General features: G+C 65.1%; 14 protein-coding genes and 2 tRNA genes. 7 read left to right on the top strand and 9 right to left on the bottom strand.

Features of this window, described 5'->3' with window-relative positions; all coding sequences use genetic code 11:
* Nucleotides 1–228: 228 nt before the first annotated feature.
* Nucleotides 229–570 carry an I78 family peptidase inhibitor gene (locus ASG27_RS10445; protein ID WP_056415689.1) on the top strand — a complete coding sequence of 114 codons (342 nt, stop codon included), beginning with the start codon at nt 229–231 and terminating at the stop codon, nt 568–570.
* Nucleotides 571–623: 53 nt separating this feature from the next.
* On the opposite strand, the gene hemW is transcribed toward ASG27_RS10445, so the two are convergent.
* The 5 genes from hemW to ASG27_RS10420 form a co-directional block, all read right to left on the bottom strand.
* Complete coding sequence (gene hemW / locus ASG27_RS10440) at nt 624–1,886, bottom strand: radical SAM family heme chaperone HemW (protein ID WP_056415687.1); 1,263 nt, start codon at nt 1,884–1,886, stop codon at nt 624–626.
* 49 nt (nt 1,887–1,935) lie between these two features.
* Nucleotides 1,936–2,535 (bottom strand): RdgB/HAM1 family non-canonical purine NTP pyrophosphatase, encoded by a 600-nt coding sequence (rdgB, locus tag ASG27_RS10435; RefSeq protein ID WP_056161419.1) that lies wholly within the window; start codon nt 2,533–2,535, stop codon nt 1,936–1,938.
* Between the two features lie 49 nt (nt 2,536–2,584).
* Nucleotides 2,585–3,322 carry a ribonuclease PH gene (rph, locus tag ASG27_RS10430; RefSeq protein ID WP_056415684.1) on the bottom strand — a complete coding sequence of 246 codons (738 nt, stop codon included), beginning with the start codon at nt 3,320–3,322 and terminating at the stop codon, nt 2,585–2,587.
* A gap of 275 nt (nt 3,323–3,597) precedes the next feature.
* Nucleotides 3,598–4,500 (bottom strand): PP2C family protein-serine/threonine phosphatase, encoded by a 903-nt coding sequence (locus ASG27_RS10425; protein WP_056415680.1) that lies wholly within the window; start codon nt 4,498–4,500, stop codon nt 3,598–3,600.
* Between the two features lie 37 nt (nt 4,501–4,537).
* Nucleotides 4,538–5,554 carry a serine/threonine protein kinase gene (locus ASG27_RS10420; RefSeq protein WP_056415675.1) on the bottom strand — a complete coding sequence of 339 codons (1,017 nt, stop codon included), beginning with the start codon at nt 5,552–5,554 and terminating at the stop codon, nt 4,538–4,540.
* 75 nt (nt 5,555–5,629) lie between these two features.
* On the opposite strand from ASG27_RS10420, the gene ASG27_RS10415 reads away from it, so the two are divergent.
* The 4 genes from ASG27_RS10415 (at nt 5,630) to ASG27_RS10400 (ending at nt 9,805) form a co-directional block, all read left to right on the top strand.
* Nucleotides 5,630–6,547 carry a YicC/YloC family endoribonuclease gene (locus tag ASG27_RS10415; protein ID WP_082485909.1) on the top strand — a complete coding sequence of 306 codons (918 nt, stop codon included), beginning with the start codon at nt 5,630–5,632 and terminating at the stop codon, nt 6,545–6,547.
* Nucleotides 6,548–6,583: 36 nt separating this feature from the next.
* Complete coding sequence (gene gmk / locus ASG27_RS10410; protein WP_056415663.1) at nt 6,584–7,204, top strand: guanylate kinase; 621 nt, start codon at nt 6,584–6,586, stop codon at nt 7,202–7,204.
* 18 nt (nt 7,205–7,222) lie between these two features.
* Complete coding sequence (gene rpoZ / locus ASG27_RS10405) at nt 7,223–7,426, top strand: DNA-directed RNA polymerase subunit omega (protein WP_005794722.1); 204 nt, start codon at nt 7,223–7,225, stop codon at nt 7,424–7,426.
* Between the two features lie 96 nt (nt 7,427–7,522).
* Nucleotides 7,523–9,805 carry a RelA/SpoT family protein gene (locus ASG27_RS10400; protein ID WP_056415661.1) on the top strand — a complete coding sequence of 761 codons (2,283 nt, stop codon included), beginning with the start codon at nt 7,523–7,525 and terminating at the stop codon, nt 9,803–9,805.
* A 44-nt stretch (nt 9,806–9,849) separates the two neighbouring features.
* Here ASG27_RS10400 and greB read toward each other — a convergent pair whose 3' ends face one another.
* Nucleotides 9,850–10,416, bottom strand: a complete 567-nt coding sequence (gene greB, locus ASG27_RS10395; protein WP_056415658.1) for a transcription elongation factor GreB — start codon at nt 10,414–10,416, stop codon at nt 9,850–9,852.
* Nucleotides 10,417–10,494: 78 nt separating this feature from the next.
* Nucleotides 10,495–10,571, bottom strand: a tRNA-Arg gene (locus ASG27_RS10390).
* 26 nt (nt 10,572–10,597) lie between these two features.
* On the opposite strand from ASG27_RS10390, the gene ASG27_RS27515 reads away from it, so the two are divergent.
* Nucleotides 10,598–10,792: a hypothetical protein gene (locus ASG27_RS27515; RefSeq protein WP_156370600.1), complete on the top strand. Its 195-nt coding sequence runs from the start codon at nt 10,598–10,600 to the stop codon at nt 10,790–10,792.
* Here the strand turns inward: ASG27_RS27515 and ASG27_RS10385 are convergent.
* Both ASG27_RS10385 and hrcA read right to left on the bottom strand, forming a co-directional pair.
* Nucleotides 10,787–10,863, bottom strand: a tRNA-Ile gene (locus tag ASG27_RS10385). The two genes, ASG27_RS27515 and ASG27_RS10385, sit on opposite strands and share 6 nt — an antisense overlap.
* A 54-nt stretch (nt 10,864–10,917) precedes the next feature.
* Nucleotides 10,918–11,922 (bottom strand): heat-inducible transcriptional repressor HrcA, encoded by a 1,005-nt coding sequence (hrcA, locus tag ASG27_RS10380; RefSeq protein WP_056415655.1) that lies wholly within the window; start codon nt 11,920–11,922, stop codon nt 10,918–10,920.
* A 28-nt stretch (nt 11,923–11,950) separates the two neighbouring features.
* Here hrcA and ASG27_RS10375 point away from each other — a divergent pair, with 28 nt between their 5' ends.
* The gene (locus ASG27_RS10375; protein WP_056415653.1) at nt 11,951–12,847 is read left to right on the top strand and encodes an NAD kinase; all 897 of its coding nucleotides are present in this window, start codon (nt 11,951–11,953) and stop codon (nt 12,845–12,847) included.

Below are 12,847 nucleotides of genomic sequence, written 5' to 3'. Positions count from 1 at the left end.
GAGAGGGTGTCGACGGATGGATATTAGAGGGGTGTGAAAACCCGGCATGTAGGACGGAGCCGACTCTTCCAACGATGCGATCGCACTGATAATTTTCGAAATTCGCCACAACGTGCTGCGTGGCCATTCCCGCCTCCAGCCCCTGCGTTGTTACCGGTGGACACCCCCGCCCGCTGAGCCTTCCTTTATGGTGGCTGCAGTGCATCCAGATTTTGAGGAGTTCCTGACATGCCCCGACCCATTCGTTTCGTCTCCACCAGCCTGGTCCTCGCCGCGGCTGCCATTGCCGGTTGCTCGGGCTACGGGACATCGCCTTCTGCGCCCAGCGGCTCCACGGGCGCCAGTGCGCCGCCGCCACCGCCCAGCGGTATGTGCAATGCACAGCCTGCACAGGGCGCGGTGGGGCAAGACAGCACGCCCACGGTGGTCGAATCCGCCCGCACGCGCTCGGGCGCGCAGATGGCCCGCATCCTGCGCCCCGGGCAGATGATCACCAAGGAGTTCAACGCCCAGCGGCTGAACCTGGAGGTGGACGCCAGCGGGCGCGTCGTGGCCGTGACGTGCGGCTGAGGACGGCTGCGCCGATTGCAGACATGCCAGGCGACGGCAGCGCCTGAGGCCGCTCAATCGGCGAGGAACAGCTCCTGCAGGTCGTTCAGGAAGTCGAAGCCCCGCTCGGTAGCGCGCACGCGGGCCATGTCCCGCTCGATCAGGCCCTTGCGCTCGGCCTCCTGCAAAGCCTTGGCGATGGCCGTGATGGGCAGGCCCGTGCGGGCCGTGAAGTCCTGCAGGGCAAAGCCGTCGCGCAGGCGCAGGGCATTGAGCATGAATTCGAACGGCAGGTCGGCGCGCTTGACCTCATCGTCCTGCGCGACGGGGCGCCCGGCCAGGGCGTTGTCCATGTACAGGCGCGGCTCGCGAAAGCGCACCTGCCGCACCACGCGGTGTGCAAAGCTGAGCTTGCTGTGCGCGCCCGCACCAATGCCCAGGTAGTCGCCGAACTGCCAGTAGTTGGTGTTGTGGAAGCACTCGTGCCCGGGCTGCGCGTACGCCGATATCTCGTACCGCGACATGCCCGCCTGCACCGTCATCTCGGTGATGCGGTCGAGCATGGCATAGGCCTGGTCGTCCTCGGGGATGGCCGGCGGGTACTTGGCGAAGTAGGTGTTGGGCTCGATGGTGAGGTGGTAAATGGAGATGTGCGGTGGTTTCAGAGCCAGCGCGGTCTGCATGTCCTGCTCCATCTCCTGCAGCGTCTGGCCCGGCAGCGCGTACATGATGTCCAGGTTGAAGGTGTCGAAGGCCTCGGACGCCTCCTGGACGGCCGCCAGGGCCTGCGCGCGGTCGTGCACGCGGCCCAGGGCCTTCAGGTGTCGGTCGTTGAAGCTCTGCACTCCCACCGACAGCCGGGTGATGCCTGCACCACGAAACGCGCGAAAGCGGTCTTTCTCGAAGGTGCCGGGGTTGGCCTCCATCGTGATCTCGCAGTCGGCCTCCAGCCGCAGCCGCGCACGGATGCTGCCGATGAGCTGGTCGATGGAGGCGGGCGAAAACAGGCTGGGCGTGCCGCCACCGATGAAGATGCTGTGCACGGTGCGCCCCCAGATCAGCGGCAGCGCGGATTCCAGGTCGGCCATCAGGGCGTCGATGTAGCGCTGCTCGGGCACGGCGGAGCCACCGGCGTCGGCGTCGCTGCGGGCCTCATGCGAATTGAAATCGCAGTACGGGCACTTCTTGAGGCACCACGGCAGGTGCACGTACAGCGACAGCGGCGGCAGGCTCTGCAGTTGCAGCAAGCCCGGGCGCATGTAGTGCTGGATGTCGCGCTGGGGCGCTGGCTCTGCGGGCGCGGCCGTGGCTGCAGGTGTGATGGGAATGGTGTTCATGGCGGAGGATCTGCAGGCAAATCGCCCTGGCTGTGCAGCGCTGTGGCGCTCACAGCCAACGCTCGCGCAGCAGCGCCAGCATCTGCTGCGCTGAGCGGCCGCGGTGGCTGTGGGCGTTCTTCACTTCGACGGGCAGTTCTGCAAAGGTCTTGCCGAACTCGGGGATGAACATGATGGGGTCGAACCCGAAGCCGTTGCTGCCACGGCGCTCCCGCGCGATCTCGCCGACCACGCGGCCTACGGCGATCAGGGGCTCGGGGTCTTCGGGGCTGCGCACGGCGACCAGCGTGCTGACCATGGCGGCACGGCGCTGGTCCACGGCCTGCATCTGCTCGAGCAGCGCCTGCACGTTGGTGTCGTCCCCTTTGTCGTAGCCGAACTGGGTGGCGTAGTAAGCCGTGTCCACACCGGGCAGGCCGCCGAACGCGTCCACGCACAAGCCGGCATCGTCAGCCAGGGCGGGCAGCCCGGTGTGCGCCGAGGCGAAGCGCGCCTTGGCCAGCGCGTTTTCCACAAAGGTGCGAAAGGGCTCGTCGGCCTCGCCCACGCCCAGGTCGGCCTGGCGCACCAGCTCTACGCCCAGCGGGGCCAGCATGGCCTGCAGCTCGGCCAGCTTGCCGCGGTTGTTGGATGCAAGAACGATTTTCATGGTCAAAATGGTCGCTACCGCTTGTCTATCAATCGCTAGCAGCTATCAATTAAGGAGCATTCACAGCCAGCGCCTGCTGCTGCAGGGCCACCAGGTCGGCAATGCCTTTTTCAGCCAGGGCGAGCAGCCGGTCCATCTCGGCGCGGGTGAAGGCGGCGCCCTCGGCCGTGCCCTGCACCTCGACGAAATGGCCCGCGCCGGTCATCACCACGTTCATGTCGGTGTCGCAGTCGACGTCTTCCACGTATTCGAGGTCGAGCAGCGGCGTACCCTGCACGATGCCCACGGAAATGGCGGCCACGGGCTGCACCAGCGGCGACCGCGTGACCTTGCCGCTGGCCATCAGCCGGCTGACCGCATCGTGCGCCGCCACCCACGCGCCGGTGATGGCCGCGGTGCGGGTACCACCATCGGCCTGGATCACGTCGCAGTCGAGCTGGATGGTGCGCTCGCCCAGCAGCTTGAGGTCGAACACCGCGCGCAGCGACCGGCCGATGAGGCGCTGGATCTCCTGCGTGCGGCCGCTTTGCTTTCCGCGCGCGGCTTCGCGGTCGTTGCGGGAATGCGTGGACCGGGGCAGCATGCCGTATTCGGCCGTGACCCAGCCTTCACCGCTGCCGCGCTTGTGCGGTGGCACGCGCTCTTCCACGGATGCGGTGCACAGGACCTTGGTGTTGCCGAACTCGATCAGCACCGAGCCTTCGGCATGCATGGTGTAGTGGCGGGTGATGCGCACAGGGCGCAGTTGGTCGGCGCTGCGGCCGCCGGTGCGTTCAAAGGTGGTCATGGTGTTGTCGGTTCCCGAGGAATGAATGCGGCCCGAGCGGGGCCGCCCGGCGCAAAGGCCAAAGCAAAAGACGAAGAAGAAGAATAAAAGCCCGGGCCGGCAGGTCCGCACGCAGCCCGACAAGCAACCGACCCGGCGCAGCGCGTGCTGTGCGACTCAGGCCCGCTGGCAGTGCACGGAGACCGCCGCATCGCACCGGCGCTGCGCTCCCGGCCGCACGGCGCGGCAGCCGGCGAGTAGCCGCCGCAGCGCACACGGCGGCCCGGCGCGCGGCGTCACGCCTTTCTGGCCGCAGACCGCCGGATGGCCTCGTTGATCTCTGCGATGGAGCGTTCAATGGCTTCGTCATCGAGGTCGTCCACCAGCCCGTCCAGCGGGCCGGCCTGGATGGTGGACGCGAACACGTCGTCGCTGATGCTGTCGGTGGACACGCCCTGGGTGGACTCGAAGGCGTCCGGCGTTTCCCACTCCAGCGCGATCACCGTGACGTTGTCGCTGCTGTCGCCGGCCTTGCGCAGCGCGGCCTCCACCAGGTCAGGCACGGAATGCGAGACGGTGTTGCGGGCGAGCTGTTTGGAGATGTCGTCGTCGCTGAGCGTGCCCCACAGGCCGTCGGAGCACAGCAGGATGCGGTCGCCCTGCTCCAGGTACACCGGGCCGGTGATGTCGTAGATCGGCTTGGTGGGAGAGCCCAGGCAGGTGAACAGCACGTTGCGGTTGATGCGCTCCAGGCCCGGTGGCGGCGAGTTGCGCAGCTCCATGTACGAGTGGTCGCGCGTGCGGGTCAGCAGGTCGCCGTCGCGCACCATGTACAGGCGCGAATCGCCGCAGTGGATCCAGGTGGCCGTGCCGGCCTGCACCACGGCGGCCACCAGGGTGGTGCGCGGTGTGTCGAGCATGCCCTTGTCGGTGGCGTAGCGCAGGATCTGGTGGTGGGCCGCCAGCAAGGCACCCGAGAGAAACTCCTGCACGTCCTTGAGCTGGGGCTTGGCCTCGCGCTGGAACAGCGCCGAGATGGTCTGCAGCGCGATCTGCGCGGCGACCTCGCCCTCGGGGTGTCCGCCCATGCCGTCGGCCAGCACGAACAGGCCCGATTCGCGCGTGTAGCAATAGCCCATGCGGTCTTCGTTCTTCTCGCGGCCGCCGCGGCGGCTGATCTGGAATACGGAGAACTTCATGGGCGCCCCACCCCCACCCGCTGGGCGTCAGTCGTGTTCATTTGGGTTTGGCTCCGATACCGGTGGCTTCGCCCACCTTCTGCACATTCTTCTTGGTGTCGGACACGAGCGTGTCCAGCTGCAGACGCATTTTTTCGCCGACGGACAGCTTGGTGTAGCGGCGCTCGCCCTCGCGGCTGAGCTCCTTTTGCAGTGCGAACACGGACTGCGGGCGCGACAGCGGATCGAGGGCCATGCACCACTCCACCACCTCGATGAGGTTGTCGGAGTACACGCCGCGCAGCTTGGTCAGCGCAAGCGAGAGGCGGTCCTTTTCGATGCGCTGCGGCGCCTCGTTGGGCGGAAAGCCCTGCATGCAGGCATAGATGCAGGCGCCGATGGCGTAGATGTCGGTCCAGGGGCCCATCGACGAATCGCGCCGGTACATCTCGGGCGCGGCAAAGCCGGGGGTGTACATCGGGCGGATGAAGTTGCCTTCCTTGGACAGCACCTCGCGCGCGGCGCCGAAGTCGATCATCACGGCCTTGTTGTCGTCGGTGATGAAGATGTTGGCCGGCTTGATATCCAGGTGCAGCATCTTGTGCTGGTGCACGATGCGCAGCCCGCGCAGCACCTCGTCGAACAGCGAGCGGATGGTGGACTCGCGAAAGACCTTCTGCGTCTTCAGGTCGCGCGCGGTGATGATGAAGTCCTGCAGGGTCGCACCCTCCAGGTAGTTCATCACCATGTAGACGGTTTCGTTCTCGCGAAAGAAGTTGAGCACGCTCACCACGGAGGCGTGGGAGATCTGGGCGAGCGAGCGGCCCTCTTCGAAGAAGCTCTTGAGGCCCAGGCGGTACAGCGAGAGTTTTTCGGAGGGCACCTTGGGCAGCAGCTCGCCGGGCGCTCGGGTGGCCAGCGACGAGGGGAGGTATTCCTTGATCGCGACCTGCTGGCCTTCGCTGTCGGTGGCGAGGTACACCACACCAAAGCCCCCGGAGGACACCCTGCGAACCACGCGGTATCCACCAATGGCGGTGTCGGGCGGCAAGGGCGCCGGCTTGATTTTTGACATATTTTGCGAAGATGACTCAGGGGTAGAGCGGAACCCGGATAATCGCCGGATCGCAAGCAACCATCAAAAAGTCCAATGCCAGTTTACAGCATGACCGGATACGCCAGCGCACAGCATGGCACGTCCGCCACTGGCGCAGAAACCGATGCCCGAGCGACGCCGTCGCGCCGGCTGGGGCTCGAAATCCGCTCGGTCAACAGCCGCTTTCTGGACCTGTCTTTCCGCCTGCCCGACGAACTGCGCGCGCAGGAGCCCGCCCTGCGCAGCCTGCTGACCGCGCGCCTGAAGCGCGGCAAGGTCGAAGTGCGCGCCGCGCTGGAGTCCGAGGACAGCAACACGCTGCAGGACCCGCCCCCGCGCCTGCTGCAGCGGCTCAATTCCATCCAGGACTCGGTGAAGGCCTGGCTGCCCAACGCCGCCCCCCTCACCGTGGCAGACGCGCTGCGCCTGTGCGCCAACGCCCCCTCGGCGAGCGAAGACTGGAGCGACGCGGTTCCTGCCCTGGCGGAAGAGGCTCTCGACGCCCTCATGGCCGCCCGCGAACGCGAAGGCAAGCGCCTGGCCGCGATGCTCCAGGACCGCCTCAAGCAGTTGCGCGCCCTGGCGGCGCAGGCCGTCCCCATGGTGCCCCAGCTGGTCGAGCAGCAACGCACCCGCTTCATGGAGCGCTGGAAGGAAGCCATGGCGCTCACCGACGGCGCCGTGGCGCCCGAGGCCGCGCGCGACCGCGCCCTCACAGAGGCCACGGCCTTTGCCATCCGCATCGACGTGGCCGAGGAAATCACCCGGCTCGACTCGCACCTGGACGAAATCGAGCGCCTGCTGAAAAAGGGCGGCGAAGTGGGCAAGCGCCTGGACTTCCTCATCCAGGAGCTGCACCGCGAGGCCAACACCCTGGGCTCCAAGTCGGCCGCCCTGGACCTCACGCGCATCAGCGTCGACATGAAGGTGCTGATCGAGCAGATGCGCGAGCAGGTGCAAAATATTGAATGACCCCCGTGTTTTGATAGCGCTGAGCGCCTATTCGCTATGGACTATCCAGGAAATCTCTTCGTAGTGGCGGCGCCCAGCGGCGCCGGCAAATCCAGCCTGGTCAAGGCCCTGCTGGAGCTTGACTCCCACGTGCACCTGTCGATCTCGCACACCACCCGCCCTCCGCGCGGGCAGGAAAAGCACGGGCGCGACTATTACTTCGCCTCGCAGTCCGAGTTCGACGCCATGATCGAAGGCAACGCCTTCGTGGAGTGGGCGCATGTCCACGGCAACCGCTACGGCACCTCCAAGAAAGCCATCGAGGAGCGCATCGCCCAGGGCACGGACGTGATCCTGGAGATCGACTTCCAGGGCGCCTTGCAGATCAAGCAGGCGTTTGCCAACGCCATTTTGGTGTTCATCCTCCCGCCCAGCTGGGAAGAGCTGCGCTCGCGCCTGGAGCGCCGGGGCGAGGACTCTGCGGACGTCATCGAAGTGCGCCTCAAGAATGCGGCCGAAGAGATGGCCCAGGTCGGCAAATTCGACTTCGTTATAATCAACGAGTTGTTTGAACGCGCGCTTTTCGACCTGAAAGCCGTGGTTCATGCCCAGCGCCTGAAGTACGCCGCCCAGCGCCGCGCGCGTGCTGACACCTTCCAGTCGCTCAATATCACCTGAATCCCCGGAGTACACCCCATGGCACGCATCACCGTAGAAGACTGTCTGGAAAAGATCCCCAACCGTTTCCAGCTCGTTTTGGCGGCCACTTACCGCGCTCGCATGCTGAGCCAGGGCCATGCTCCCCGTATCGAAAGCCGCAACAAGCCCGCCGTGACCGCCCTGCGCGAAATCGCCGAAGGCAAGGTGGGTCTGGAGATGCTCAAGAAGGTTCCTGGTTGAGGTTTCTGCCGGGCCGCGCCCGCAAAAAGCACCGCGCCAGCGGTGCTTTTTTTTGCACCGAACTCGCCGGGTGCGCACCCGCGCTACATTAAAGGCATGAACGCGGTGCTCAACTCACCTTCTGCAACGCAGCCCCGGCCTGGCGATTCGCCCTCGGCAGGGACACTCTCGGCAGCCGCAGCGGCGGCCAATGCAGCCGCGGCCAGCTTTGCCGCGCTGACCGACAGCCTGGACTACCTGGATGCCACCAGCATCGAGCAAGTGCGCCAGGCCTACCGGTTTGCCGACGAGGCCCACCTGGGCCAGTTGCGCAACAGCGGCGAGCCCTACATCACGCACCCGATCGCGGTGGCCGCGCAGTGCGCCACCTGGAAGCTTGACGCCCAGGCGCTCATGGCAGCCCTGCTGCACGACGCCATGGAAGACTGCGGCGTCACCAAGGCTGACCTCATCGACCGCTTCGGCGCGCCGGTGGCCGAGCTTGTGGACGGCCTGACCAAGCTGGACAAGCTGCAGTTCAACACCCGCGAGGAAAACCAGGCCGAATCCTTCCGCAAGATGCTGCTGGCCATGGCCCGCGACGTCCGCGTGATCCTGATCAAGCTGGCCGACCGCACGCACAACATGCGCACGCTGTCGGACATGCCGCGCAGCAAATGGGGCCGCATCTCCTCGGAGACGCTGGAGATCTACGCACCCATCGCCCACCGCCTGGGCCTGAACCAGACCTACCGCGAACTGCAGGACCTGTCGTTCCGGCACCTGCACCCCTGGCGTTACGCCACCTTGTCCAAGGCCGTCAACAAATCGCGCAACCGCCGCCGCGACCTGGTGCAGCGGGTGCAGACCGAGGTCGATGCCGCCTTCTCCAAGATCGGCATGCAGGTGCGCCTGGCCGGCCGCGAGAAGACGCTGTACGCCATCTACCAGAAGATGGACCTCAAGCACCTGAGCTTTGCCCAGGTGACCGACATCTATGGCTTTCGGGTCATCGTGCCCACGGTGACGGACTGCTACACCGCGCTGGGTGTGCTGCACCAGATGTACAAGCCCGTGCCGGGCAAGTTCAAGGACCACATCGCGATTGCCAAGCTCAACGGCTACCAGTCGCTGCACACCACGCTGGTGGGCCCCTCGGGCGTGAACATCGAGTTCCAGATGCGCACCGACGAGATGCACGTGATCGCCGAAGCCGGTGTGGCCGCGCACTGGCTGTACAAGGCGCAGGATGGAGACGGTACGTCTGCCGAACGCCTGGGCACCAAGTGGCTGCAGTCGCTGCTCGACATCCAGAACGAAACCCGCGACGCGGCGGAGTTCTGGGACCACGTGAAGGTGGACCTGTTTCCCGACGCGGTGTACGTGTTCACGCCCAAGAGCCAGATCATGGCCCTGCCGCGCGGCGCCACCGTGGTCGACTTCGCCTACGCCATCCACAGCAATGTGGGCGACCGCACCACGGCCGCCAAGATCAACAACGAGCAGGTGCCCCTGCGCACCGAGCTCAAGAACGGCGACGTGGTGGAAGTCATCACGGCGCCCATCTCCACGCCCAATCCAGCGTGGCTGGGTTTTGTCCGCACCGGCCGTGCACGCTCGAAGATCCGGCACTACCTCAAGACCCTGGCCCAGACCGAATCCGAAGGCCTGGGAGAAAAACTGCTGACCCAGGCCATCCGCGCCGAGGGCCTGGAGCAACTGCCGCCGGTCTCCGCGGAAACACAACCCCTGTGGGACAAGCTGCTTCGCTTTACGGGCAACCGCACCCGCAGCGAGCTCATGACCGACCTGGGCCTGGGCAAGCGCATCGCCAGCATCGTGGCCAAGCGGCTCATGGTGTTGATGTCCGAGCACGGCCACCGCCCCGACGCCCTGCTCATGACGCGGGAGCGCTACACGTCGCACGAGACACTCTCGCAAGGAGCGGTGACCCTGGACGGCAGTGAAAACGCATCGGTGCAATACGCCTCGTGCTGCCGCCCCGTGCCGGGCGACAGCATCGTCGGCTACCTGGGCCGCGGCGAAGGCCTGGTGGTCCACAACGCGCATTGCACGGTGGCCAAACGGCTGCAGCACAAGGACAGCGAGCGGTTCATTGCGGTGGACTGGTCGGACGAGCCCACGCGCATGTTCGAGACCGGGGTCGTAGTCACCGTCACCAACGGCAAAGGCGTATTGGCCCGCGTGGCCGCAGAACTGGCCAACTCGGAAGCCGACATCACCCACGTGGACATGGATGACGAGGCCGCTCTGGACACCACGGACTTGCGGTTCATCGTGGCAGTGCGGGACCAGACCCACCTGGAAACCGCGCTGCGCAACCTGCGCCGCACGCAGGCGGTCATTCGCGCCGCACGCATCACCCCACAGGCTGCCTGAACGTCCAGCAGCGTCGGCCGGCCCGGCGTCTGCGGCAGCCCCGCTCAGCCTGCGCGTTCGGTGCGCGACGGGTACTGCACTGCCACCACTTCCAGGCTTCGCACACCGCCCGGCGTGGGTAGTTGCACCTCGTCGCCCACCCGGGCTTTCAAGAGCGCGCGCGCCACAGGAGAGATCCAGCTCACCTGCGACTCGCGGCTGTCCGCCTCGTCAATGCCCATGATGGTGATCGTGCGCTCCACCCCTTCGTCATCGAAGTAGGTGACCGTGGCGCCAAAGAACACCTGATCGCTGCCTGCGTGCAGGCTGGGGTCCACGACCTCGGCAATCTCGAGCCGCTTGGTGAGGAAGCGGATGCGCCGGTCGATCTCTCGCAAGCGTTTTTTGCCGTAGAGATAGTCGCCGTTTTCAGACCGGTCTCCGTTGCTGGCCGCCCAGTGCACGGCCTCCACGACCTTAGGGCGCTCGTTGTCGATCAGGTCCAGCAACTCGTCCCGCAGCCGCGCATAGCCGGCCGGGGTGATGTAGTTCTTGCCACCAGCAGGCAGCGCTGGCAACGCCAATTCGTCCTCATCGGACGCATCGGTTTCCTTGGTAAAGGCCTTGCTCATCGCAGATCTCCCCTGTCAGCGAGAAACACTGGGACAAATGAAAAAGCCTGCAATCTTGCGATTGCAGGCTTTAAACATTGGTGCGGCTGGCAGGAATCGAACCCACGACCCCTTGGTTCGTAGCCAAGTACTCTATCCAGCTGAGCTACAGCCGCTAAGCTTTGAATTATAGCATGATTTCTTGGCGACCCTTGAAAATCATCATTTTTTGTTGACCCTTGCTGCTAGCAGCACATCAACAAAAGCACAATTCAGCGCAAGCCGAGATTGTAATGCACTGCAGCACGTCCAAAAGGAAAACGGGCTGAAGCCGGCAAGAAAAATGGCTTTGATCCGCAAACACCGCCCACGCATCGATGGTGGATGGTGGTGGTAGGGCGTGTTGGACTTGAACCAACGACCAAAGGATTATGAGTCCTCTGCTCTAACCAACTGAGCTAACGCCCCAAGCCATGCTCCTGCGCTGCATACACAACGGGGCAAGCGCCGTATTGTAGGGGCTTACTTGCGGTGGCTGAGTGCGTTGGATACCAGCTTGGAGGTGATGTCCACGATCTGGATCATCCGGTCGTACGGCATGCGCGTGGGGCCGATCACGCCGAGCGTGCCGACCACCTTGCCGTCCACTTCGTAGGGAGAGCTGACCACCGACAGCTCTTCGAACGGCACCACATGGCTCTCGCCGCCGATGTAGATCCGCACGCCCTCGGCCTGGCTCGAGATGTCCAGCAGGCGCAGGATCTGGGTCTTTTGCTCGAAGAGATCGAAGGCCCGCCGCAGGTTGCCCATGTCGCTGGAAAAATCGCTCACGGCCAGCAGGTTGCGCTCGCCGGATATCACGACCTCGTCCTGGGCCGCCGACATGGCTTCGGAACCCACATTCACCGCGGCCTGCATGAGCGATGCGATCTCGCCCCGCAGCGCATCCACCTCCGACTTCAGGCGCTCGCGCACCTGCTCCATGGCCAGGCCGGCGTAGTGCGCATTCAGGAAGTTCGATGTCTCTATCAGCTGCGATGCGGAGTAGTCGACCTCGGTAAAGATCACGCGGTTTTGCACGTCCCCTTCCGGCGACACGATGATCACCAGAAAGCGCCGTTCTGAGAGCTTCAAAAACTCGATGTGCCGAAAAACAGAGGTGCGCCTGGGCGCCATGACCACGCCGACAAACTGCGACAGGTTGGACAGCAGCTGTGCCGCGTTGGCGATCACTTTCTGCGGCTGCTCCGGCGCCAGCTGCGCGGGCATGAACGAGTCACGCTGCACGGTGAGCATGGTGTCCACGAACAGCCGATAGCCTCGCGCAGTGGGAATGCGCCCCGCCGAGGTGTGCGGGCTGGCAATCAGCCCCAGTTCCTCCAAGTCGGCCATCACGTTGCGGATGGTGGCGGGCGACAGGTCCAGCCCTGACGCGCGCGACAAAGTTCTTGAGCCCACAGGCTGCCCGTCGGCGATGTAGCGCTCGACCAGGGCTTTAAGCAACAACTTGGCACGGTCATCGAGCATGGAAGGATTTTAATGATGTAATTTCGTGATGACGTCCAATTTCCGCCATGTCGCCCTTATCGGCAAGTACCAGGCTTCATCAGCGGGCTCTGCGGGCGACACCTCGCGCCAGGCGCTCGAAGGTATCGCGCATTTCCTGGAGCAGCAGGGGTGCGAAGTGGCCCTGGAGGCCGAGACCGCCAGCAACATGGGCCTGGCCCACTACCCAGCGCTGACTGTAGACGAGATAGGCACCCGGTGCGACCTGGGCCTGGTCGTGGGCGGTGACGGCACCATGCTGGGCATCGGCCGCCGGCTGGCGCGCTTCGGCACACCGCTGATCGGCATCAACCAGGGGCGCCTGGGGTTCATCACCGACATTCCTTTCGATGCCTACCAGGCCACGCTGGCCCCCATGCTGCGGGGCGAGTACGAGGAGGACCTGAGGCCATTGATGCACGCCAGGGTGGTGCGCGATGAACGGGTGGTGTTCGAGGCCCTGGCGATGAACGACGTTGTCGTCAACCGGGGGGCCACATCGGGCATGGTGGAGCTGCGTGTGGAGGTGGGTGGCCGCTTCGTGGCCAACCAGCGGGCCGACGGTCTCATCATTGCATCCCCCACGGGCTCGACGGCGTATTCGCTGTCTGCCGGCGGACCGATGCTCCACCCCTCCATTCCGGGCTGGGTGCTCGTGCCCATTGCGCCCCATACCTTGTCCAACCGGCCCATCGTGCTGTCGGATGCCACCGAGGTGGCCGTCGAGGTGGTCAGCGGCCGGGACGTCAGCGCCAACTTCGACATGCAGTCGCTGGCATCGCTGCTGCACGGCGACCGCATCTTGGTCAAACGCTCGGAGCACTGCGTGCGGTTTCTGCATCCGTTGGGCTGGAACTACTTTGCCACCCTGCGCAAGAAGCTGCGCTGGAACGAAGGGGGCTCCTGA

This window comes from Acidovorax sp. Leaf191 (assembly GCF_001424425.1).
In the GTDB taxonomy this organism is placed as follows: domain Bacteria; phylum Pseudomonadota; class Gammaproteobacteria; order Burkholderiales; family Burkholderiaceae_C; genus Acidovorax.
Note: the sequence above shows the minus strand (reverse complement) of the source record. Positions and strands in the feature narration are given on the sequence as shown.

Bases quoted from the DNA above. Each gene is read 5' to 3' on its own strand.
- rpoZ (WP_005794722.1), top strand. From the start codon at position 7,223: ATGGCACGCATCACCGTAGAAGACTGTCTGGAAAAGATCCCCAACCGT.
- ASG27_RS10400 (WP_056415661.1), top strand. From the start codon at position 7,523: ATGAACGCGGTGCTCAACTCACCTTCTGCAACGCAGCCCCGGCCTGGC.
- greB (WP_056415658.1), bottom strand. From the start codon at position 10,416: ATGAGCAAGGCCTTTACCAAGGAAACCGATGCGTCCGATGAGGACGAA.
- ASG27_RS10420 (WP_056415675.1), bottom strand. From the start codon at position 5,554: ATGTCAAAAATCAAGCCGGCGCCCTTGCCGCCCGACACCGCCATTGGT.
- ASG27_RS10415 (WP_082485909.1), top strand. From the start codon at position 5,630: ATGCCAGTTTACAGCATGACCGGATACGCCAGCGCACAGCATGGCACG.
- rdgB (WP_056161419.1), bottom strand. From the start codon at position 2,535: ATGAAAATCGTTCTTGCATCCAACAACCGCGGCAAGCTGGCCGAGCTG.
- ASG27_RS10445 (WP_056415689.1), top strand. From the start codon at position 229: ATGCCCCGACCCATTCGTTTCGTCTCCACCAGCCTGGTCCTCGCCGCG.
- gmk (WP_056415663.1), top strand. From the start codon at position 6,584: ATGGACTATCCAGGAAATCTCTTCGTAGTGGCGGCGCCCAGCGGCGCC.
- rph (WP_056415684.1), bottom strand. From the start codon at position 3,322: ATGACCACCTTTGAACGCACCGGCGGCCGCAGCGCCGACCAACTGCGC.
- ASG27_RS10425 (WP_056415680.1), bottom strand. From the start codon at position 4,500: ATGAAGTTCTCCGTATTCCAGATCAGCCGCCGCGGCGGCCGCGAGAAG.
- hrcA (WP_056415655.1), bottom strand. From the start codon at position 11,922: ATGCTCGATGACCGTGCCAAGTTGTTGCTTAAAGCCCTGGTCGAGCGC.
- hemW (WP_056415687.1), bottom strand. From the start codon at position 1,886: ATGAACACCATTCCCATCACACCTGCAGCCACGGCCGCGCCCGCAGAG.
- ASG27_RS10375 (WP_056415653.1), top strand. From the start codon at position 11,951: ATGACGTCCAATTTCCGCCATGTCGCCCTTATCGGCAAGTACCAGGCT.